The organism is Streptomyces sp. NPDC045778, assembly GCF_056431945.1.
In genome coordinates this window covers 181,573-202,865 of sequence record NZ_JBWKJZ010000002.1, presented here as the reverse complement: position 1 = coordinate 202,865, position 21,293 = coordinate 181,573, and the positions used below count along the sequence as shown (strand labels likewise).

Here is a 21,293-nt window from a genome sequence, read left to right as displayed (position 1 = left end):
GCAATTGACTTAGGACCCTTACTCGGGCTGCGGGCGGGTGTGGGGACGGGTGCTGTTCGATGAGATCTTGGGCCGACCGGGAAAGTTTTTCTTCTGCACAGCCGGTGGACGGGAAAAGAGCAGGTCAGGGCGGCTTTGGAAAGTCACCTGAGGGCTTGTTCACAGGGCTGTCCACCGGCCCGTGCACAGGTTTCCCGGGGTTCTCCACAGCATCGGGCCAGTCATCCACAGTGCCTGTGGATAACCAGATTGGCTGACGGTGCCGACGGGCCTACGGTTGTGCGGCGCCCGCCTCGTCCTGTCATCGGGGAAACCACGCAAATCCGACGCGTCAGAACCGGAGTTGGGCCCCCTTATTTGTCAGTGTCGTGCCGTAGGAAAGAGGGGCACGGCGAGGTCCGCGCGGCGGACGGGAGGAGGTGGCCCGGTGAGCATTTCCGAGCCCTTGGACGACCCGTGGGCCGAGAGTGGACCGGGGGACCGGCTGCCCGTGTCCCGTCCGCGCCGCGACGGCGGCCGGAGCCGCGAGGAGCAGCACGAGCGAGGCTGGGACGGAGGGAGCCCCTCCTTCGAGCGCGTACCGCCCCAGGACCTGGACGCGGAGCAGTCGGTGCTCGGCGGCATGCTCCTGTCGAAGGACGCCATCGCCGATGTCGTCGAGGTGCTCAAGGGCCACGACTTCTACCGCCCGGCCCACGAGACGATCTACACCGCGATCCTCGATCTGTACGCCAAGGGTGAGCCCGCCGACCCCATCACGGTCGCCGCGGAACTGACCAAGCGCGGTGAGATCACCAAGGTCGGCGGCCCCTCATATCTGCACTCGCTGGTCCAGACGGTCCCGACCGCGGCGAACGCCGAGTACTACGCGGAGATCGTGCACGAGCGCGCGGTCCTGCGCCGCCTGGTCGAGGCGGGCACCCGCATCACGCAGATGGGATACGCGGCGGACGGCGACGTCGACGAGATCGTCAACAGCGCCCAGGCCGAGATCTACGCCGTCACCGAGCAGCGCACCAGCGAGGACTATCTGCCGCTGGGCGACATCATGGAAGGCGCCCTCGACGAAATCGAGGCGATCGGTTCCCGCAGCGGCGAGATGACGGGTGTGCCCACGGGTTTCACCGACTTCGACTCGCTCACCAACGGCCTGCACCCCGGCCAGATGATCGTCATCGCGGCCCGCCCCGCCATGGGTAAGTCCACGCTTGCCCTCGACTTCGCACGTGCCGCCTCCATCAAGCACAACTTGCCCAGCGTCATCTTCTCCCTGGAAATGGGGCGCAACGAGATCGCGATGCGCCTGCTGTCCGCGGAGGCACGCGTGGCGCTGCACCACATGCGCTCCGGCACGATGACGGACGAGGACTGGACCCGGCTCGCCCGCCGGATGCCCGAGGTCTCGGCGGCGCCGCTCTACATCGACGACTCCCCGAACCTGTCGATGATGGAGATCCGCGCGAAGTGCCGCCGCCTCAAGCAGCGCAGCGACATCAAGCTCGTGATCATCGACTATCTCCAGCTGATGCAGTCCGGTGGCTCGAAGCGCGCCGAGAGCCGTCAGCAGGAAGTCTCGGACATGTCGCGAAACCTGAAGCTGCTCGCCAAGGAGCTGGAGGTCCCGGTCATCGCGCTCTCGCAGCTGAACCGTGGTCCCGAGCAGCGCACGGACAAGAAGCCCCAGGTTTCCGACCTGCGAGAGTCCGGTTCCATCGAGCAGGACGCCGACATGGTGATCCTGCTGCACCGCGAGGACGCGTACGAGAAGGAGTCGCCGCGCGCGGGCGAGGCGGACATCATCGTGGGCAAGCACCGTAACGGCCCCACGGCGACGATCACCGTCGCCTTCCAGGGCCACTACTCGCGCTTCGTGGACATGGCGCAGACCTAGCGCACAGGACGCGGACCTGGCGCTCGGGGCGGGGCATGGCCGTCGGGCTATGCCGCTTTGCTCCCGCGCGGGGTCAGCTTCACGAGGCTCGGGTGGCGCTGGGCCGACAGGGCGCCCCGGACGATGAATTCCTTGTACCAGGCGGCGACGCGGCCCGTGAGGACGCGTTCGACCGCGCTGTCGTCGTCCCGGACGAACTGGATGAGGCCGTCACGTCGGCCCAGGCTGATGCACTGGTTGACGTACCGGAAGCGCAGCGGGCGCGGGGTGCGGCCCGCCAGGCGGTCGCTGATCGACCGCGCCACGTGGGCCGCCGCCGGCAGGCCGGTGGCGCAGGCCATGCGCAGTTCCTGCCCGTCCTGCCGACGGGCGGCGGCCGCGTCGCCGATGGCGTAGACGTCCGGGTGCGACACCGAGCGCAGCGTCGGGTCGACGAGCATACGGCCGTGGTCGTCGACCGCGAATCCGGCCTCGCGCGCGATCTCCGGTACTCCGAAGCCTGTCGTCCACACCACCGTGTCCGCGGGCAGCAGCGCGCCGTCGGCGAGGAGCACGCCGTCCGCGCGGATCTTGGCGACCCTCGCGTGGTCGCGTACCTCGACACCGAGCCGGGCGAAGACCCGCTGGAGGTGTCGTCGGCCCCGCTCGGAGAGGGGCGCGCCGACGGCCTCGGCGGTGACCAGGCGTACCTTCAACTCCGGCCGTGTCTCAGCCAGTTCGGCCGCGGCCTCGATGCCGGTCAGACCGCCGCCGACGACCGTGACCGTGCCGCCGGCGGCCAGTCGCGTCCGCAGGCGGTCGGCGTCCTCGGCGACGGCCAGCGGGTAGGCGTGCTCGGCCGCCCCCGGCACGGCGTCGTGGGCGGCGTGGCTGCCGAGCGCGTAGACCAGCGTGTCGTAGCCGAGGGGCGCGCCCTCGGCCAGGGCGATCTCATGGCGCTCGGCGTCGATGGCGACGACGCGGTCGACGACGAGCTTCACCGGCGAGCCCGCGAGCAGTTCGGCGATCGGCCGCTGCCGCACCTGCTGACCCACCACGACCTGGTGCATCCGCACCCGCTCGACGAACCGGTCACTCGCGTTCACCAAGGTCACCTGGGTGCCGGTCTGCTTGGCGATCGACTTGGCTGCGACCACGCCCGCGTAGCCCGCTCCCAGTACCACGATGTGCGCTGCCATCACGCTCTCCCTCCGTTGCTTGCCGTCGATGCGGCGTCGAAGGGTTGACCGGACAAGGGTGCCGATCCGTGACAGGTGCTGACGAGACGTGGGTCACATGGCTGGAGAGGTGGTCACGCGGGCTGGGCCGCGGCGAAGGCGAGCTTGGCCGGGTTGACCACGTTGTGCATGGCCTGGACGCGCCCGTCCTCGATCTCCATGTGCAGCACGGCGATGAGTTCCCCCGCCAGGTGCGCCACGATCGCCGGCTCGCCGTTGACCGTACGGATGTCCACGGCCGTGCCGGTCGCGCGTGGGTGTGTGGCGAGACCGACCAGGTAGCGGGCGACCTTGTCGGCCCCGGTGATCGGGCGTCGCGCGGCGGAGGCCTGGCCACCGCCGTCCGCCCAGACCACGACGTCCTCGGCGAGCAACTGTTCGAGCCCCGTGACATCGCCCTCCGCCGCGGCAGCCAGGAACCGGCGCACGATCTTCAGGCGGTGCTCCGGGTCCGCGACGAACCGTCGCCGTGGCTGCTGAACGTGTTCACGGGCCCGCCGGTACAGCTGTCGCACGCGTGTCTCCGGTACGTCCAGGACCTCGGCGATGTCCGCGTGCGGATAGCCGAAGGCCGCACGCAGGACGAAGGCCGCGCGCTCGGCCGGCGTCAGTCGCTCCAGGAGGACGAGCAGCCCGACCGAGACCGAGTCACGCTGCTCGACCGTCTCCAGGGGCCCGAGCTGGCCGCCGTCGGTGAAGACCGGCTCGGGCAGCCATGGCCCGACATAGCTCTCGCGCCGTGCGCGTGCCGAAGTCAGCCGGTTCAGACAGAGGTTGGTCACCACCTTCGTCAGCCATGCCGCGGGCACCTCCACCGGGCCGCTGTCCGCCCAGCGCACATAGGCGTCCTGGAGCACGTCCTCGGCTTCAGCGGCCTCACCGAGCAGCCGGTAGGAAAGGCCGAACAACCGCGCACGGTTCTCCTCGTACGTGGCTAGCTTGTCCATCGGCGCTGCTTTCCGATCTTGACTCGTGGGAGGGAAGACCACTTTCTCCGGACGCACCCCCCTACGCAAGAGGGGAAGTTTCACGTGAAACATGCCGTGGCCAGGCGGGATGTGGACCCGATGGTGTCCCTGCGGCCACGTAAGCGTTCGTAATGGACTCGACGCTCGGGTACTCGCGCGTATGAACTGGCCCCATGGAAAACGAAGAACTGCTTCCCTCTACGCGCCGGGCCCTGACGCATCGGATCGCCACTGCTCAGGCGGAGGGGCGGGCGCCGTCCTTGGTCGCTGCCGTCGTGCGGGGAGGCGAGCTGGTGTGGGCCGGCAGCCGGACCTCGGTCGAAGGTCATGCGCCGGACGAGAACGTCCAGTACCGCATCGGTTCGATCACCAAGACCTTCACCGCCGTCCTGGTGATGCGGCTGCGTGACGAGGGCGTGCTCGATCTCTCCGATCCCCTGGAGAAGCACCTGCCGGGTACCGGCGTCGGTGAGGTCACGATCGCCGAACTCCTCTCGCACCGAGGGGGCCTTGCGGCCGAGACGCCGGGGCAGTGGTGGGAGCGCAGCCCCGCGTCGCTGCGGCCCGAGCTGAGCGACGTCCTCGGGGAGCAGCCCTTCAAGCACCCTGCGGGGCGCCGCTTTCACTACTCCAACCCTGGTTACACACTGCTGGGTTCGCTGGTTGAGGCGCTGCGTGGTGCCCCGTGGGAGGAGGTGCTGCGCAGGGAGGTCCTGGAACCGCTCGGTTTGAACCGTACGAGTGGGCAGCCGATGGCGCCGCACGCGGGTGGCTGGGCGGTGCACCCGTGGGCCGATGTGCTGCTGCCGGAGTCCGTCGAGGACTTGGGGCTCATGGCTCCGGCCGGGCAGCTGTGGTCGACGACGGCTGACCTGGCGCGGTTCGCCGTGTTCCTGATGCGAGGCGATGACCGGGTGCTGTGTCTCGACTCGGTCCGAGAGATGAAGGCGCCGGCGGCGGTCGCGGAGTTCGGCGACACGGAACAGACGTACGGGCTGGGGGTCAGCATCGTGCGGTTCGGCGGTGGCGCGCTCATCGGTCACACGGGTTCGCTGCCCGGCTTTCTCGCCAGCCTGTGGACCTGCGAGGAGGACGACGTCGCGGCCGTGGTCCTCGCCAACTGCACCTCCGGGCCTCCGGTGGCCCTGGTGGCGGCCGAACTCGTACGGATCGTGGCGGAGGCGGAGCCGCGCATCCCCGAGCCGTGGCGCCCGCTGCGCGAGGTCGACCCGTCCGTACTGGAGCTGACTGGTGCTTGGTACTGGGGGACGAGTGCGCAGGTGCTGCGTCTGGCCGCTGACGGCGCGGTTCAGCTGGCTCCGCTGGCGGGCGGTGGCCGTGGCTCGCGGTTCCGGCCGAACGGCGACGGGACGTGGACCGGGCTCGACGGGTACTACGCGGGGGAGACCCTGCGAGCGGTCAGGGGGCCGGACGGCTCGGTGAGCCACCTCGACCTGGGGTCGTTCGTCTTCACACGGGAGCCGTACGACGCGAAGGCCCCGGTACCCGGCGGAGTGGACCCGGAGGGGTGGCGGGGCCTCGCGTAGCTCAGGGGCCAAGGGCCGGGCTGCGGATAGGGCCCGGGCCACGACCAGGAACCGGGCCCAGGGCAAGGACCGGACCTCAGACAGAAACCGGTCCTCCCCCAGAAACCGGACCTCGCCCAGGTGCCGTGCCTCCGACAAGGACAGGACCGCCGACAAGGAGGCGCAGGCGTCACAGGCAAGGACCTGCCAGCCTCCTAGAGCCAGGCCGCAGCCAATACCCAGGTTGCCCTGTTTCACGTGAAACAGAGAAGCAGGGCAACCTGGCGCCCCCGCTGCGGGCGTCGACGACCGCGCGGAGGTGCCAACGCCTGTCTCAGAGCTGGAGTTTGAAGCCCACGTGTGAGGCCGTGAAGCCCAGGCGCTCGTAGAAGCGATGCGCGTCGGTGCGGGTGGCGTCAGAGGTCAGCTGTACCAACTGGCAGCCCTGGCGCCGGGATTCGTCGACGGCCCACTCGATGAACCGGGTGCCGAGGCCGCTGCCCCGCTCCTCCGCATGCACCCGCACCGCTTCGATGATCGACCGCGTGGAGCCCTGCCGGGAAAGGCCCGGGATGATCGTGAGCTGGAGCGAGCCGACCACACGGCCTTCGCGGACAGCGACGACCAGATGCTGGTTCGGGTCCTTGGCGAGCCGCTCGAATGCGGGGTAGTACGGGGTGAGGTCGTCCAGTGACTCACGCTGGGCGCCCAAGGGGTCGTCCGCCAGCATGGCCACGATCGCGGGGATGTCATCAGCGACGGCAGGTCGTATCTCAAGATCTCCCATGGCCGCAGCCTATGCGCAGGCCACCGCGTCAGACGTCGAGGCCTGCGGTGGCCTCGGCCTGCGGGGGCCTGCGCCCTGGCTTCATACCGGCACGCGCGCCGTTTCGACGACCCTGACCAGCGGGGCCAGCTCGGGGTTCTGCGCGGCCTCGTCCAGGGCCTCGCGCAGGGCCGCGTCGTTGGTGGGCCGGGCCTCGGCGAGGAGCTTGGTGCCGCTCTCGCTGACGTTCGTGTAGATGCCGCGTCGGTCGGTGGGGCACAGATAGCGCGAGAGGAGACCGCGCTCCTCGAGGCGGGTGACCAGCCGGGTCGTGGCGCTCTGGCTGAGGACCACGGCATCGGCGACCTGCTTCATCTGCAGATGGCCGCCCTCGCCGTCGTGCTGGCGGCTGAGCACGTCGAGCAGGCTGTACTCCCGCACGCTCAGGCCGTGCTTGGCCTGGAGCGCCCGCTCCACACGGGACTCGATCTTCCCGTGGAGCAGGGAGAGCGCGCACCAGCCCTGGGCCAGCGCGGTGAGTGCGGGGTCGGTCGCTGTCATGGCTGTTCCTCCGTCTTCCTGCGTCCCGGAGCGGCTGCGTCCAGGATAGTCCACCGCTGCAATATCCAGCGCTTGCAATTATCCCGCGTCTGCAACTATTGTGGACGCACGTTAAGCGCTCCCGCAATCGTTTGGAAGGTAGCTCCATGCCTCTCGCGCTTTTGGCCCTGGCGATCGGGGCCTTCGGAATCGGGACCACCGAATTCGTGATCATGGGACTGCTTCCCGAGGTCGCGGGTGACTTCGACGTCTCCATCCCCACCGCCGGCTTCCTCGTGACCGGCTACGCCTTGGGCGTCGTGCTCGGTGCCCCGCTGATGACCGCCCTCGGCACCCGCATCTCGCGCAAGCGGATGCTCATGCTGCTGATGGGCCTGTTCATCGCGGGCAATCTGCTCTCGGCCGTCGCACCGGCCTTCGGGGTGATGCTCGCAGGACGTGTCGTCGCCTCTCTCGCCCACGGCGCCTTCTTCGGCATCGGCTCGGTCGTCGCGGCCGAGCTGGTGGCCCCCGAGAAGAAGGCCGGCGCCATCGCCACCATGTTCTCGGGTCTGACCGTGGCCAATGTGGTCGGCGTCCCGCTGGGTACGTTCGTCGGCCAGGCCATCGGCTGGCGGATCACCTTCGTCATCGTCGCCGCCCTGGGCGTGGTCGGCCTGGCCGGTGTCGCCAAGCTCGTGCCGGACCTGCCCAAGCCCGAAGGCGTGAGCCTGCGCCACGAGATCGGCGCGTTCCGCAACGTGCAGGTGCTGCTCGCCATGGCGATGACCGTCCTGGGCTTCGGTGGCGTCTTCGCGGCCATCACCTACATCACGCCGATGATGACGGAGGTCGCCGGCTACTCGGAGTCCTCCGTGACCTGGCTGCTCGTCCTGTTCGGCCTCGGCATGGTCGGGGGCAACCTGATCGGTGGCCGCTTCGCGGACCGCGCGCTGATGCCCATGCTGTACGTCTCGCTCGGCGCGCTGGCCCTGGTCCTCGCCGTCTTCACACTCACCGCGCACAACAAGATCGCCTCGGCGGTGACGATCATGCTGATCGGCGCGCTCGGTTTCGCCACCGTGCCGCCGCTGCAGAAGCGGGTCCTCGACCAGGCCTCCGGAGCCCCCACGCTCGCCTCCGCCGTCAACATCGGTGCCTTCAACCTGGGCAACGCGCTCTCGGCCTGGCTCGGCGGCATCGTCATCTCCGCGGGCCTCGGCTACACCGCACCGAACTGGGTCGGTGCCGTGCTCGCCGCGTCCGCGCTCGCCCTCGCCATCCTGTCGGCGGCGCTGGAACGCCGGTCCCCCGCGCCGACCAAGGTCGTCACCGGTGCCATCCCCGTAGCCGAGCGCACGGTGGCCGCCCACCACTGACCCCACGCCTCCCTCGCCCCGGCTTCCACTGGCCCGGGGCGGGGGCCCTCACTGAAACACCGTTCCACCAAGAAACACCGTTCCACCAAGGAGAGACTCCTCGTGAGCACCACCCCCGCCCCCACCGCCGTCGCCCCACTGACCATCTCCGATGCTGAGGCCCTCGTGAGCGCCGCGCACCGTGCCGCCGACGCGGCCGGAGTCACGGTCAGCGTCACCGTCCTCGACGCCGGTGGCCACCTCCTCGCCTTCCGGCGCGACGACCGCGCGGTGCTGATCTCCGGCGAGACCAGCACCCGCAAGGCGTACACCGCGCTCCAGCTGAACGCCCCGACCGCCGACCTCGTCGACGCGGTGCAGCCCGGCGGCCTCTTCCACACGCTGCCCACCGCCCTCGACCGGCCGCTGCTGTTCATCGCGGGCGGCGTGCCCGTCCACCGCGACGGCCGCCTCATCGGCGCGATCGGGGTCGGCGGGGGCGCCCCGGAGCAGGACCACGGATTCGCGACGACGGCTGTGGAGACTCTCGTCTAACCCTGCCCAGACTCCGCCCGCCCTCCCAGGCCCACCCAGGGCCCACGGGAAAGCCCGCCCTCACCTGCTGGAAGTGAGGGCGGGCTTCGGCATGGGAGCGGTCGTACGCGCTCTCAGCCCGCCGCCACTGTCAGCGGGGCGAAGCGGCGCGTCCAGTCACCGGGCAGCTCCGGGATGCCGTACGTCATCACGGAGTTGAAGGCGATGGGCTCCAGGCCGTGTGCCTTCACCCAGGCGAGGAGTTCCTCGTGGCGGACGTCGATGTCCGTGCGCAGCGGGCGGTCGGTGCGGGTGCCGAGCGAGGCGATGAGCGCCTTGGCCGTGTCCGTGTCCCGAGCGATCAGCGGGCCGACGACGTGGGTCTCCATGTTCGGCCAGGCGCCCGCATAGCCGACGATCTCGCCCTGCGCCTCCGCGACCCGGAGCTGATCGGTGAAGGCCGGGAGGCGGGTGAGGACATGGGTGCGGTCGAGGCCGAAGACCTCGGTGTCGAGCCGGACCAGGGTGGGCAGGTCCTCCGCGGTCGCCGCCCGGGTGGTGATCCCCGGCACCTCTCCGGCCTGGCCGTCGGCGATGAATCGGCCGCGGACCATCTCGGCGCGGCCGGTCGTCTTGAAGCCGAGCTGCTCATAGAGGGGGCGGCCGTTGGGCGTCGCGTGCAGGGTCAGCGGGGTGGTGCCCGCGCCCTCGATGACGTAGCGCATCAGACGGCGCCCGATGCCCTTGCGGGCGTGCCGCTCGGCGACCAGCACCATGCCGATCGCCGAGAGTCCTGGGTTCTCGTACGGTCCGTACTGCGTCACGACACAGGCGGCGATGAGGCCGGGGCCGCCGGGGTCGTCGATGCCGTAGCCCGTTCCGGCCGAGAGGAGCAGCCCCCATTTGTGCTCCTCGCGGGGCCAGCCGCGGTCCTCGGACAGATCGGCGCATGCGATGAGGTCGCGCGGGGTGAGCTTGCGGATGGGCAGTGCGGAGAGGGTAGGTGTCGACACGCGGGTCAGGCTGTCTGACGCATGACCTCGGCGTCCACCTCTTTGTGGGGAGAAGCACGCCGCTTTTCGCCAAGTCGCCTCTGATCACGCTGGTGAGCGGCGCGTAGGCGGCGGCCCCGCCGGGTCTGCCCCCAGGGCTTGAGTACAGAGATGACCGTCATGAACAGGTAGGCGCTGAGCGAGACGATCGGCCCCATGATGAGGTCGGTCGAACTGGACAGCGGGTCGCCGGCCGACACCGTCGCGGCCGCTTCGTTGACCCCTGGGCGCAGCGCGAAGGCCGACGCGGCTGTCGTCGCCAGCGTCAGCCAGAACTTCGTGTACACCCAGCGATGGCGGGCGAGTCCCCAGGACGTGCCGAGTGAGAGCAGTAGCCCGCTCAGCAGGGTGAGCAGCGCCAGCGGGAGGACGAGCCAGTCGGTGAAGACCTTCATCGCACGGACGGAGGCCTCAATGGTCGGATGGGAATCGGTGGTGATCGCAGCCGCAGCGAGTGCGAGCAGCCCGAGGGTGAGCCCGAGCCAGCCGGCCGAGGCGGCGACATGGACGACGAGGGTGGCCCGGCGTGCGGGGCGACGTAGTTTCACGTGAAACACCGTGCCGCGAGCGTCAGGCCCAGGCGTCTGACAGCGGGAGTAACCGCGGGTACTAGCCTCGGCGTACATGGCACGCCTACACCTCTTCGACCTGGACGGAACGCTGCTGTACGGAACCGCGGCGCCCGTGGAGATTTCCCGGCAACTGGGCCTGGAACAAGAAATAGCCGCACTTGAACGGGATTTCGTATCGGGGCGTATCGATTCGATCCAGTACGGAGTACGGGTCCACGCGCTGTGGGCGGATCTCACTGACGCCCAGGTGGGGCTGGCCTTCGACGGGGCGCCCTGGCTGTCCGGCATCCAGGACACATGGGCGGAGATCCGGGCGAACGGCGACTACTGTGCGGTGATCTCGCTGTCGCCCTCGTTCTTCGTCGAACGGCTTCTTGGCTGGGGCGCCCATGCCGCGCACGGCTCCCGGTTCCCCTCGGTGCCGTTCAGCGAGCCCATGGATCCCTTGGGCATCCTCAACGCGGCGGCCAAAGTGAAGATCGCGAACCGGCTCTGTGAAGAGTTCGGCGTGGCTCAGGCCGACTGCGTTGCCTATGGAGACTCGCTGTCCGACCTGGATCTTTTCGCCGCGGTTCCGGTTTCGGTCGCGGTCAACGCGGATTCGCGGCTGGTCGACCTGGCCACGCACTCCTATGTCGGGCGGGACTTGCGGCAGGCGTACGAATTGGTGCGCACGTCGGCAATGGAGGCAATCGGAGAGTGCGGATCCCGGAATTCCGAATGAAGGAAGGGCACTTGTGTGTTCGACGGCTGCCGGTATGGTCGAGTCCGGTTCAAGCCGGGTGGGTTCCGGGGGGGCGGAAGTCGTGCCCCTGGAGGTGCGCACGGATCAGCAAAGTTTAACGGGGTAAAGAGATCGAAGACCCGTTCTTCCGGCTATGGGCCCCGCGCGACGGGCACGGATGCGATGCTGCCGGAGAGGCGACTGCGGCCAATGTCACATTCTTTCCTACTTGTCCGTAAGGCGTGGGGCGTCAGGGTTCAATGTGATCAGCATGGGCTGCCGAGGCAAGGCGGGGAAGCAAGCACCTTCCGGTGAGGAAGTGCGCGGACCGACTGAGAGATGTTCGAGGCGAGGCACAGCATGGACGCTCCGACCACCACGTCGGCGGGCAACGGCACTTCCGGACACGGCGGCGGCTGGTTCACGCCGCGGAGACCGCCGGAGCGGCCCGAGGAGGCGACTGCCTCCGGCGGGGGCACGGAAGGCACCGAGCGTGCCGGACAGGGCCCTGAGGGCGGCGGCCGCCAGGCACCCGAGGGCCGACGGGTAGCGACCATACGGCCCCTCGGCAGACCGGCCGCAGGGACAGCCGAAGCCGAGGCGGGGCGAATATCGCCCGGCCCGCCCGCCGCGCCCGAGCTGACGCCGGACCCAGTCCCGCAAGCCGCCCGGGAGTTCACGCCCGACCCGCTCCTCCGTACGGTCGCTGAGCCTTCTCGGCGTGAGGAGGCGGAGGGCGCCCCAACGGGTGCCGAGGGCACTGCGGTTGCCGCGGGCAGCGGTATGACCACGCGTCCAGAGGGCGGTGCAGGGGCCCCGCTTCCCTCGGCCGCGGTCGAGGCTCCGGCTGCCGCGCACACGGCCGGGGCTCCGCTGTCCGAGGGCAGGGTCAGGGAGTCCGGCGAGGCCGTCAGGAGCCCCGCCTCCGGCGACACGGCCCCGGCCCCGGCACCCGAGGTGGCGGTCGAAGCTCCGGCTCCAGCGGGCGCGCCCGGGGCCTCGTTGCCCGACGAGGTGGCCAGGGCTCCGCTGCCCGAGGACGCGGACCCGGCTCCGGCGGACGCGAGCCCGGAAGCCAGCATCCCGGCCCCGGAAGCCGCCCGCCCGGACGCCTCAGGGGGCATCGCCCCGGAAGCTGGCGTTCCGGCCCGGCCCGACTCCCCGAAGGCCTCCCCCAAGGCCCCGTCGTCCGACGCCGTCCTCGTCCAGCGCACCATGGCCGAGATCGCCCCCATCGCCGACAAGGTCACCTCGTACTTCTACGCGCTGCTCTTCACCCGCCACCCCGATCTGCGCGCGCTGTTCCCCGCGGCGATGGACACCCAGCGCGATCGGCTCCTGACGGCCCTTCTGACCGCCGCGGAGCACATCGACCAGGCCGACGTCCTCGTCGACTATCTGCGCAATCTCGGTCGTGGACACCGCAAGTACGGCACGCAGGCCGAGCACTACCCGGCTGTCGGGGAGTGTCTGATCGGAGCGCTGAGCCGGTACGCGAGCGCGGTCTGGGACAACGACACCGAGGCCGCGTGGGTGCGTACGTACACGACGATCTCCCAGGTGATGATCGACGCGGCGGCCGAGGACGAGATGCGCGCGCCGGCGTGGTGGTACGCCGAGGTGGTCTCGCACGACCTGCGGACGCCCGACATCGCCGTCATCACCGTTCGCCCCGACCAGCCCTACCCCTTCCTCGCCGGGCAGTACACGAGCCTGGAGACCCCGTGGTGGCCGCGCATCTGGCGGCACTACTCCTTCGCGTCGGCGCCCCGCTCCGACGGGCTGCTCTCCTTCCACGTCAAGGCGGTCCCGGCGGGCTGGGTCTCCAACGCGCTGGTGCATCACGCGCGCCCCGGCGACGTGCTCCGGCTGGGCGCGCCGTCCGGCTCCATGACCGTCGACCACAGCACGGACAGCGGACTGCTCTGTCTCGGTGGCGGAACCGGCATCGCGCCCATCAAGGCCCTCGTGGAGGACGTCGCCGAGCGCGGCAGGCGGCGCCCCGTCGAGGTCTTCTACGGTGCCCGCACCAACCACGACCTGTACGACATCGACACCATGCTGCGGCTCCAGCAGACCCACCCGTGGCTGGCCGTCCGCCCGGTCGTCGACACCCGCGCGCAGCTGCCGGACGCCGTGCGCGAGTACGGCCCGTGGAACGAGTACGACGCGTATGTGTCAGGCCCGCCAGGAATGATCCGCAGCGGCGTCGACGCGCTGCGGGACGTGGGGATACCGGCGGGCCGGATCCGGCACGACTCGGTGGAGGAGCTGGTCGCCGCGGGCGGCTGACCGCCGCACCACGCAGGCCCCGGCGCCGGATGCTTCAGCCCAGGTCAGCCCAGGTCAGGCGCGTGCATCGCGCGTACGCCCTCGATGTTGCCGTCCAGATAGTGCCGTAGCGACAGCGGTACGAGATGGACCGAGGCGATGCCGACACGGGTGAAGGGCACCCGGACGATCTCGTACTCGCCGCTCGGCTCCTCGACCTCGGGGCCGTGCCGCTGGCCCGGGTCCATGGACTCCAGGCGGCAGACGAAGAAGTGCTGCACCTTCACGCCGGTGGCGCCGCCGTCCTCCCCGATGTGCTCGACCGTGTCCACGAAGCAGGGCACCACATCGGTGACCTTGGCGCCGAGTTCCTCGTGCACCTCGCGGTGGAGCGCGTCCACCACCGTCGCGTCCTCGGCCTCGACCCCACCGCCAGGGGTGACCCAGTACGGATCCACGCCGGGCTTGGTCCGCTTGATGAGGATCAGATTGTCCCCGTCCAGAAGGACGGCACGTGCGGTGCGCTTGACCACTGGTCGGACGGTCATGGGGGAAATGTGGCCCGGACTGTTCCACGTGAAACATCGCGAACCAGTCGGGACGCGCCTTACACCCAGTCGACCGCAGCACGCAGGAGCCACTCGTGCGCCCGCGCGATGTGCGGCATGGCGAGTGTGCCGGTGCGTACGACGAGGAAGTACGTCCGCAGCGGGGGTACCGCAGGGTCGAGCAGCGCCACGACCTCGCATCGCTCCAGGGCGGGCGCGCACAGGTAGCGGGGCAGGACGGCGAGTCCGGCTCCCTGGATCACACACGCCAGGACGGCCCGCAGATCCGGCACGATGACGGCGCCCGACGCGGCCGGGCGGGAGTCGAAGACGGCGGCCCAGTAGCGGGAGACGAGCGGAAGCGACTCGTGGACCTCCACGACCGGCAGGTTCTCGACTGTCAGGGCGCCCTTGCGGCGCAGCTTCCCGGGGCCGATCCGGGCGGCCCAGCGGGGCGCCGCGACCAGGACGTGCTCCTCGTCGCAGAGCGGTGTCGCGGTGAGCAGGGCGCCCCGGGGGCGGGCGGTGGTGATGGCCAGGTCGTGGTGTCCGGCGGCGAGCCCCTCCAGGACCTCCTCGGCGTTGCCGAACGACGCGCGCAGGGCGAAGCCCTGCCCGTCGGCCCCGGTCAGCGCGGTGAGGGTCGGAAGAGCCCGCTCGGCCGTGAACTCGGGCGGCCCCGCGAGGTGCAGGGTGCGGATCGAGGAGTCCTCGTCGAGCCCGGCTTCGGCGATCTCCACCAGCGCGTCGAGGTGGGGGGCGGCCTTGTGGGCGAGTTCGTCGCCGATGGTCGTCGGAGTGACGCCACGGGCCTGGCGGAGGAAGAGGGGGCGGCCCAGCTGACGCTCCAGCGTGCGGATCTGGGAGGTCACCGCGGGCTGGGAGAGACCGAGGAGAGCGGCGGCACGGGTGAAGGAACCGGCCCGATGCACCGTGACGAATGTGCGCAACAGGGCCAGATCCATGGTGTAGCCCTCTCATCCGTGTCGGCCCCCGGCGCAGGACAACTATAAATTTGTCGATAGGTTGCTGTCGCTACTGTGATTGGACACTGACACAGAGTCAACTAGCCTTGTTCGCGCGGTTCTTCGCGCGCGGAACCGAGGGCGGTCCGAGCCACGAGGGGGGAGGCTCGGACCGTCCGTTGTGCGTAGCCCCGCCCGCCTGCCCCCTGCGTCTGCCGTGCAGGCCGAGCGCGAGTAATCGCTCTGGCCGGGTGGTCATGACGCGTGGGCGAGGTGATCGGAAGGGTCAGTCCGCCGTCTCATCCAGCGCACGCAGCACATCGGCCACCAGGTCCTCGGCGTCCTCCGCCCCGGCCGAGAAGCGGATGAACCCCTCCGGAACGGCGTCCCCGCCCCAGCGACCGCGCCGCTCGGCTGTGGAACGCACGCCTCCGAAGCTCGTCGCGTCGTCCACGAGCCGCAGCGCGCCGAGGAAGCGGTCCGCACGCGCGCGTGAGGGCAGTTCGAACGACACCACACACCCGAAGCGCCGCATCTGCCGCTCCGCGACCTTGTACGAAGGGTCGTCGGGCAGGCCCGGGTAGCGCAGACCCGTCACGTCGGCGTGGTCGCGCAGCGCTTCGGCGACAGCCAGGGCGTTCGCGTTCTGTCGGTCGACCCGCAGCTGGAGGGTGGCGAGCGAGCGGTGCGCGAGCCAGGCCTCCATGGGGCCCGGAATGGCCCCGACGATCTTGCGCCAGCGCCGCACGGCGGCCGCGCGCTCGGCGTCACGGCAGGTCACGTACCCGAGCAGGAGGTCACCGTGACCGGTGAGCTGCTTGGTGCCGCTGGCCACGGAGAAGTCGGCGCCGAGGTCGAGCGGGCGCTGCCCGAGCGGGGTGGCGAGGGTGTTGTCGACGGCGACCAGGGCGCCACGCGCGTGTGCCGCGTCGGCGAGGCGGCGTACGTCGCAGACATCGAGGCCGGGGTTCGACGGGGTCTCCAGCCACAGCAGCCGGGCGCCGTCGAGCACGTCGAGTTGCGCGTCGCCGGCGGTGGGCGCGGTGCGGACCTCGACGCCGTACGCGGTGAGCTGCTCACGGACCAGCGGCAGCGCCTGATAGCCGTCGTCCGGCAGCACCACGGCGTCACCGGCGCGCAGCTGGGAGAAGAGCACCGCGGAGATCGCGGCCATCCCGGAGGCGAAGACCAGCGTCTCCACGCCGCCGTTCGCGTCGTCAGGGGCTTCGAGCTGCCCGATGGCACGCTCCAGGAGCGTCCAGGTCGGGTTCTCGTCGCGGCCGTAGGTGTACGGGCCCGTGGGGTCGCCGGGCAGGTGGAAGTGCGCGGCGAAGACGGGGCCCGGGAGCGTCGGCTCGTGTTTCACGGGCTCGGGGAGTCCGGCGCGCACGGCGCGCGTGCCGTCGCCCGGGTTCAGCGGCCGCGGACGGGCCGGAGGGCTGGCGGGGGCCGTCGCCGGGGCGGGGCCCGTGTCCTCGACCGGTGCGGGGCCCGCGCCCGCCGCCCGTATCCGCTCCGCTTCCGTCATGCCGGCTGCCCTTCCACCGCTTCCCGTACGACGTCGAGCAGGCCCTCGCACGCCGCTTCGACCATCTTCAGGCACTCTTCGAAGCCTACGAAGTCCCCGTAGTAAGGATCCGGGACGTCGAGGTCGCCGACGGCTTCGGCCGAGGGGTCGAACGAGCGCAGCAGCCGCACCTTGTCCGCGTCCTGGGGAGACCGCGCCAGTCGGCGCAGGGTGCGCTGATGGCCGTGGTCGAGCGCGATCACCAGGTCGAGCCGCGCGAACCAGTCCGCCTGGAACTGACGGGCCACGTGCGCGGTGTCGAAGCCCGCCGACGCGAGGACGGCGACGGTGCGCGGATCGGCCTCGTCCCCTTCGTGCCAGCCGTCGGTGCCCGCGCTGTCCACCAGGGCGAGGCCGTCGAGGCCCGCGTCACGCACCAGGGTGCGGAAGACCGACTCGGCCATGGGCGAGCGGCAGATGTTGCCGGTGCACACGAAGCAGACGCCGAACGGCGTGGTGGCGGGGCGGGGCGACGGGGCGGTGGAGGGCATCGGTCGGGTCAGTCCTTGTGGTCGGGCAGGGCGACGTTCAGCGCCCAGGAGACGATCGAAATGATCAGGCCGCCGAACACGGCGGTCCAGAAGCCCTCGACATGGAAGCTGACGTCCAGCTTGTCGGCGAGCCACGACGTCAGCAGCAGCATCAAGGCGTTGACCACCAGTGTGATCAGGCCGAGCGTCAGGATGAACAGCGGGAACGTGAGTACCTGTACGACGGGCTTGACCAGGAAGTTCACCAGACCGAAGAGCAGGGCGACGACGAGCAGCGTGAGTGTCTTCCCGCCCGTGCTGTCGCCGGTGAGCGTGATCTTGTCGAGCAGCCAGACCGCGACGGCCAGGGCCACCGCGTTGGCGATCGTCTTGACTACGAAATTCTTCATGTGTCTGATCGTGGCAGACGTAGGTAAGCAGCGGTCGGTCCACGACCTGGGGCAAGGGGCGCACAAGAGCGATGAAGGCATTCCGACTGGACGAGCTGGAAGCGGAGCGAGCCGCCAACGACGGCGCGTATCTGCAGTTTCTGCGGGAGCGGAACATGTCGGTCGGGCTCTACGCGCTGGACGCCGGGGAGACCGACCCGCAGCAGCCCCATCGCCAGGATGAGGTGTACATGGTCGTGAGCGGCCGTGCCTCGATCACCGTGGGGATGGAGACGACGTCGGTCGCGCGCGGCAGCGTGGTGTACGTACCGGCCGGGGTGCCGCACAAGTTCCACCACATCACGGAGGACCTGCGGGTTCTGGTGGTGTTCTCACCGCCGGAGCGGTGAGCGGGGCCTCTTGTGGCTGGGGGGGGAGCTAGGGCGGTGGTGATCCGCCCGGGCGTCCGGGCGCCTGGGCGTTCGCTCGTCGGTCGGCCGGGCTCCAGCCCTCGGCTCCGAAGCCCTGAGCCCCCGGCCCTGAGTCCTTGGCTCCGAGGCCCTGAGCCCCCCGGCCCCGAACCTCTCCGGTTCCGAGTTCCTGGCCACGATGGCCCTTTGGGCCCGGGCTTCCGGCTGTCGCGCGGCCGGGTTGCTCGCTCCTGCGGCGCGGAGGCATGGGGGCCCTGACCTGGGGCAGGCGCTGAGGATCAGGGTCCGGCGCCCTGGGTTCCCTAGGGGACGAGTCAGGGGCGGACAAGGGATCTCGCGGCTCCGAACGGGCTCTTCCCGCCTTAGCATCGAATGCGAGAGACAAGGAATCCGCGCAGTGGCGGAGAACCGAACGCAGTGATGGAGAAACGGGAAAGGGCGAGGCAATGCGAGAGATCTTCGCGGGTATGCCGTGGTGGGTGAAGTGGGTCGCGGTGCCGATCGTCGCCCTGGTCGTGTTCGGCGGGCTGATAGCGAGCATCATCGGCTTCGTGTTCGCGCTGCTCTTCAAGGTGCTGCTCTTCGTGGCCCTGGTCGGCGGACTGATCTACCTGGTGCGGAAGTTCATATCCCGCTCGCCTTCGTCCCGGGGCTCGTCGCACGCTGACTGGTGAGGGGGCCGGGGCGGCGGGGGCTCTTCGCAGGGCGACGGGGGCTCTTCGCAGGTCGACGGGGAAGTGGTCAGGTCGGCTGGGCAACTGGCTGTGTCTGCCGGTGGGCTGGGCAGATTGCGCGGCGAAGCCACGTCCGGAGGGCAGTCGCCTCATGCTTGCCGGTCGGCTGAGCCCTCTCCAAGGGGCAGTCGCTTCAACGCTCGCGGTCGATGAAGCCTTGTCCAGGGGGCAGCCACCTCCGCGCTCACCGGTCGGCCAAGCGCCTTCAGGGAGCAGCCATCTCGCGCTGGCGGTCGGCGAAGCCTTGCCCAGGGGGCGGCCACCTCACGCTGGCGGTCGGTGGGGCCCTGTCCAGGGGGCAGCCACCTGACGCGCACTGATCGGCTAAGCCTCGCGCGTAGGTTGGCCACCTCACGCGCACAGGGGTGCGAGGCCCCCGCATGGATTCAGCCCACTTACGTGCCCCGGACGGCGAAGCTCCGCACAGAGGCCAGCCATGTCACGCGCTCTGAGGTGGAAGCCTCGTCCACGTTCTGCCCCCCAGGCGCGCCGAGGGGCGAAGCCCCACCCAGGGGTCAACCACCTCGCGCCCTCTGAAGAGCGAATCCCCACCCACGGACCAGCCGCCCCACACCCTGCTGGCGAAGCCCCGCACGTCTACCTGGCGAAGCCCCGCACGTCCACCAGCCCCCTCACACAAACCGATCAGCCAAGGCGCCGTCTACCAGGGCAGCCAAGGCGCCGTCCACCAGGGCAGCCAAGGCGACATCCAGCGGACAGCGAAGGCTGCAACCCCCGGAGCGTGAAGGCGACATTCACCAGACAGCGAAGGCTGCAACCCCCGGAGAGCGAAGGCATCAACCAGCGCACAGCGAAGGCGCCACTCACCGGACAGCGAAGCTGAGATCCACCGCCCACCGAAGGCATCACCCACCGATCAGCTAAGCCGTCGCCCACCGATCAGCGAAGCCGTTGCACCCCGATCAGCTAAGCCCCGCATGCCGATCAATAAACCCCTCGCGCAAAGATCAACAAATCCCTCCCACACCAACCGGCAAAGTCATCGCACACCGTTTGAAAAGGCGTCGCACACCGACCGCGGAAGGAGCGCCCAATTCCCTCCCGTGGGGGAAGTTTCCCCACGCGGGACCCCGGAGCGGTGGCCAAGGGTTAGAGTCCGAAAACCGACGCGGGGCCGCCCCCGCAGGCGGGACCACTGCCCCCTCCCGTGTATCCCCAGCACGGGTGGACCCCCATGTGCACCGGGAGTGACCCATGGCCACGGTTGACGCCTCACCCCCACACACCTCCCACCACGCCGCCGCGCCCGCACGGGAAGCCAACTCGTGTGGGAAGGCCCCGACCACCGCTTCGGCGGAACCCTCCTCGGCAGAACCCCCCTCGGCAGGGCCCGCACCGGCGGAGCCTCGCGCTTCGGCAGAGGCCGGCTCAACTGTCATGGGCCCCACCCTGATCGGCTCCGTGCAGCGGGCCATGCGGCTGCTTGAGGCCGCTGCGTCCCACCAGGGCGGGGCGCCCGCGAAGCAGTTGGCCCGTGAGTCGGGGCTCGCGCTCTCGACGGCGTACCACCTGCTCAGGACGCTGACCCACGAGGGCTATCTGCGCCGGGAGCACGGGGTGTTCGTGCTGGGCGAGGCGGCGGAGCGGCTGGGGGCCAGCGCGGCACAGCAGAACCGGCGCTCCATGATCGGTGACGTCCTGGCGCACTGGCGCGATGCCATCGGGGTGCCGGTGTACTTCGCCATCTACCGCGACGGGGAGATCGAAGTCGTCTCCATCGCCGACACCTCGGGCAATCCAGCCGTCGAGGAGTGGGCCGACTTCCGGGAGACCGGTCACGCCCATGCGATCGGGCAGTGCCTGCTGGCCCAGCTCGACGACGAGGCGAGGCGCGAGCACCTCGACCGCTACCCGGTGCGGTCGCTCACGCCGAACACGGTGCGTGACGAACGGACGTTGCTGCGCAGACTGGACGCGCTGGGAAGGATGACGCCGGTGGTCGAGCACCAGGAGTACGCGCTCGGGACGGTCTGCGCCGCGATCCCGATCACGGTGGGGACGACGGCGGCCACGATGGCGATCTCCGTTCCATCGGGTCAGGCGGACCGGTTGATGCCCGCGGCGCGCACCTTGCAGGGTGAGCTGGGAAAGCTACTAAGGACACTCGCCTTCTCTATCAGCATCTGAAAACTCACTCCTTGTGATCTGGTGTGCACGTTGAGCAAGATGACACGAGTGTCAGGAAGTTGGTTCCTGGCCACGGAAGGCTACTGACGGGGTAGGCGGCGATGCGAGAGTCGGTCCAGGCAGAGGTCATGATGAGCTTCCTTGTGTCGGAGGATCTCTCGTTCCGGATCCCGGTCGAGCTGCGGTACGAGACCTGTGATCCGTATGCCGTGCGGCTGACCTTCCACCTGCCTGGCGACGCCCCGGTGACCTGGGCCTTCGGGCGGGAGTTGCTGGTGGACGGGGTGGGCCGGGCCTGCGGCGACGGCGATGTGCACATCGCGCCCACCGGATCCGACGATCTCGACGAGGCGGTCATCAGGCTTCAAGTGGGGGGTGACCAGGCCTTGTTCAGGGTGGGGATTCCGCCGCTGCTGGCCTTCCTGGACCGGACCGACAAGCTGGTGCCGCTGGGCCAGGAGCGGACACTGGCCGACTTCGACACGCATCTGGACGAGGCGCTGCACCGCATCCTCGCGGAGGAGCAGAGCGCGGGCTGAGCGCCGCCCGGCGCGCGGGGCGGGAAGCGCGATGGCGGATTGGTGCTTTTCACGGTGAGTGACCGGGAGGGGGGCGAGGGGCC

General features: G+C 70.0%; 21 protein-coding genes. 10 read left to right on the top strand and 11 right to left on the bottom strand.

Features of this window, described 5'->3' with window-relative positions; all coding sequences use genetic code 11:
* The first annotated feature begins 427 nt into the window (after window positions 1–427).
* Complete coding sequence (gene dnaB, locus AC07GB_RS03630; protein ID WP_478841567.1) at window positions 428–1,891, top strand: replicative DNA helicase; 1,464 nt, start codon at window positions 428–430, stop codon at window positions 1,889–1,891.
* 47 nt (window positions 1,892–1,938) lie between these two features.
* Here dnaB and AC07GB_RS03625 read toward each other — a convergent pair whose 3' ends face one another.
* On the bottom strand, window positions 1,939–3,069 hold the full coding sequence (locus AC07GB_RS03625; RefSeq protein WP_478841566.1) for an NAD(P)/FAD-dependent oxidoreductase: 1,131 nt from the start codon (window positions 3,067–3,069) through the stop codon (window positions 1,939–1,941).
* Between the two features lie 113 nt (window positions 3,070–3,182).
* Complete coding sequence (locus tag AC07GB_RS03620; RefSeq protein ID WP_478841565.1) at window positions 3,183–4,055, bottom strand: RNA polymerase sigma-70 factor; 873 nt, start codon at window positions 4,053–4,055, stop codon at window positions 3,183–3,185.
* A gap of 194 nt (window positions 4,056–4,249) precedes the next feature.
* On the opposite strand from AC07GB_RS03620, the gene AC07GB_RS03615 reads away from it, so the two are divergent.
* Entirely contained in the window at window positions 4,250–5,623 is a 1,374-nt protein-coding gene (locus AC07GB_RS03615) for a serine hydrolase domain-containing protein (RefSeq protein WP_478841564.1), read from the top strand.
* A 313-nt stretch (window positions 5,624–5,936) separates the two neighbouring features.
* Here the strand turns inward: AC07GB_RS03615 and AC07GB_RS03610 are convergent, their stop codons facing one another.
* Complete coding sequence (locus AC07GB_RS03610; protein ID WP_478841563.1) at window positions 5,937–6,389, bottom strand: N-acetyltransferase family protein; 453 nt, start codon at window positions 6,387–6,389, stop codon at window positions 5,937–5,939.
* Window positions 6,390–6,470: 81 nt separating this feature from the next.
* Window positions 6,471–6,929 carry a MarR family winged helix-turn-helix transcriptional regulator gene (locus AC07GB_RS03605; protein ID WP_478841562.1) on the bottom strand — a complete coding sequence of 153 codons (459 nt, stop codon included), beginning with the start codon at window positions 6,927–6,929 and terminating at the stop codon, window positions 6,471–6,473.
* 146 nt (window positions 6,930–7,075) lie between these two features.
* On the opposite strand from AC07GB_RS03605, the gene AC07GB_RS03600 reads away from it, so the two are divergent.
* Window positions 7,076–8,287 carry an MFS transporter gene (locus tag AC07GB_RS03600; protein ID WP_478841561.1) on the top strand — a complete coding sequence of 404 codons (1,212 nt, stop codon included), beginning with the start codon at window positions 7,076–7,078 and terminating at the stop codon, window positions 8,285–8,287.
* A gap of 102 nt (window positions 8,288–8,389) precedes the next feature.
* Window positions 8,390–8,821 carry a GlcG/HbpS family heme-binding protein gene (locus AC07GB_RS03595; protein ID WP_478841560.1) on the top strand — a complete coding sequence of 144 codons (432 nt, stop codon included), beginning with the start codon at window positions 8,390–8,392 and terminating at the stop codon, window positions 8,819–8,821.
* Window positions 8,822–8,934: 113 nt separating this feature from the next.
* On the opposite strand, the gene AC07GB_RS03590 is transcribed toward AC07GB_RS03595, so the two are convergent.
* The gene (locus AC07GB_RS03590) at window positions 8,935–9,813 is read right to left on the bottom strand and encodes a GNAT family N-acetyltransferase (protein ID WP_478841559.1); all 879 of its coding nucleotides are present in this window, start codon (window positions 9,811–9,813) and stop codon (window positions 8,935–8,937) included.
* A gap of 5 nt (window positions 9,814–9,818) precedes the next feature.
* The gene (locus AC07GB_RS03585) at window positions 9,819–10,400 is read right to left on the bottom strand and encodes a DUF2269 domain-containing protein (protein ID WP_478841558.1); all 582 of its coding nucleotides are present in this window, start codon (window positions 10,398–10,400) and stop codon (window positions 9,819–9,821) included.
* 76 nt (window positions 10,401–10,476) lie between these two features.
* On the opposite strand from AC07GB_RS03585, the gene AC07GB_RS03580 reads away from it, so the two are divergent.
* Together AC07GB_RS03580 and AC07GB_RS03575 are read left to right on the top strand one after the other, a co-directional pair.
* Complete coding sequence (locus tag AC07GB_RS03580) at window positions 10,477–11,148, top strand: HAD family hydrolase (RefSeq protein WP_478841557.1); 672 nt, start codon at window positions 10,477–10,479, stop codon at window positions 11,146–11,148.
* Window positions 11,149–11,931: 783 nt separating this feature from the next.
* Entirely contained in the window at window positions 11,932–13,440 is a 1,509-nt protein-coding gene (locus tag AC07GB_RS03575) for a globin domain-containing protein (RefSeq protein ID WP_478841556.1), read from the top strand.
* A 44-nt stretch (window positions 13,441–13,484) separates the two neighbouring features.
* Here the strand turns inward: AC07GB_RS03575 and AC07GB_RS03570 are convergent, their stop codons facing one another.
* The 5 genes from AC07GB_RS03570 to AC07GB_RS03550 form a co-directional block, all read right to left on the bottom strand.
* On the bottom strand, window positions 13,485–13,967 hold the full coding sequence (locus AC07GB_RS03570; RefSeq protein WP_478841555.1) for an NUDIX domain-containing protein: 483 nt from the start codon (window positions 13,965–13,967) through the stop codon (window positions 13,485–13,487).
* A 59-nt stretch (window positions 13,968–14,026) separates the two neighbouring features.
* Window positions 14,027–14,932 carry a LysR family transcriptional regulator gene (locus AC07GB_RS03565; RefSeq protein WP_478841554.1) on the bottom strand — a complete coding sequence of 302 codons (906 nt, stop codon included), beginning with the start codon at window positions 14,930–14,932 and terminating at the stop codon, window positions 14,027–14,029.
* A gap of 286 nt (window positions 14,933–15,218) precedes the next feature.
* Window positions 15,219–16,460, bottom strand: a complete 1,242-nt coding sequence (locus tag AC07GB_RS03560) for a cystathionine gamma-lyase (protein WP_478841553.1) — start codon at window positions 16,458–16,460, stop codon at window positions 15,219–15,221.
* Window positions 16,457–16,990, bottom strand: a complete 534-nt coding sequence (locus tag AC07GB_RS03555) for a low molecular weight protein-tyrosine-phosphatase (RefSeq protein ID WP_478841552.1) — start codon at window positions 16,988–16,990, stop codon at window positions 16,457–16,459. The genes AC07GB_RS03560 and AC07GB_RS03555 overlap by 4 nt, the downstream gene beginning before the upstream one ends.
* Before the next feature lie 8 nt (window positions 16,991–16,998).
* Window positions 16,999–17,379, bottom strand: a complete 381-nt coding sequence (locus AC07GB_RS03550; RefSeq protein ID WP_478841551.1) for a phage holin family protein — start codon at window positions 17,377–17,379, stop codon at window positions 16,999–17,001.
* Window positions 17,380–17,450: 71 nt separating this feature from the next.
* On the opposite strand from AC07GB_RS03550, the gene AC07GB_RS03545 reads away from it, so the two are divergent.
* The 4 genes from AC07GB_RS03545 (at window position 17,451) to AC07GB_RS03530 (ending at window position 21,210) form a co-directional block, all read left to right on the top strand.
* The gene (locus AC07GB_RS03545) at window positions 17,451–17,768 is read left to right on the top strand and encodes a cupin domain-containing protein (RefSeq protein ID WP_478841550.1); all 318 of its coding nucleotides are present in this window, start codon (window positions 17,451–17,453) and stop codon (window positions 17,766–17,768) included.
* A gap of 467 nt (window positions 17,769–18,235) precedes the next feature.
* On the top strand, window positions 18,236–18,463 hold the full coding sequence (locus tag AC07GB_RS03540) for a DUF5326 family protein (RefSeq protein ID WP_478841549.1): 228 nt from the start codon (window positions 18,236–18,238) through the stop codon (window positions 18,461–18,463).
* A gap of 1,458 nt (window positions 18,464–19,921) precedes the next feature.
* Complete coding sequence (locus AC07GB_RS03535; RefSeq protein WP_478841548.1) at window positions 19,922–20,671, top strand: IclR family transcriptional regulator; 750 nt, start codon at window positions 19,922–19,924, stop codon at window positions 20,669–20,671.
* 101 nt (window positions 20,672–20,772) lie between these two features.
* Window positions 20,773–21,210, top strand: coding sequence for an SsgA family sporulation/cell division regulator (locus AC07GB_RS03530; protein ID WP_478841547.1), 438 nt, complete (start codon window positions 20,773–20,775; stop codon window positions 21,208–21,210).
* Window positions 21,211–21,293: the final 83 nt, after the last annotated feature.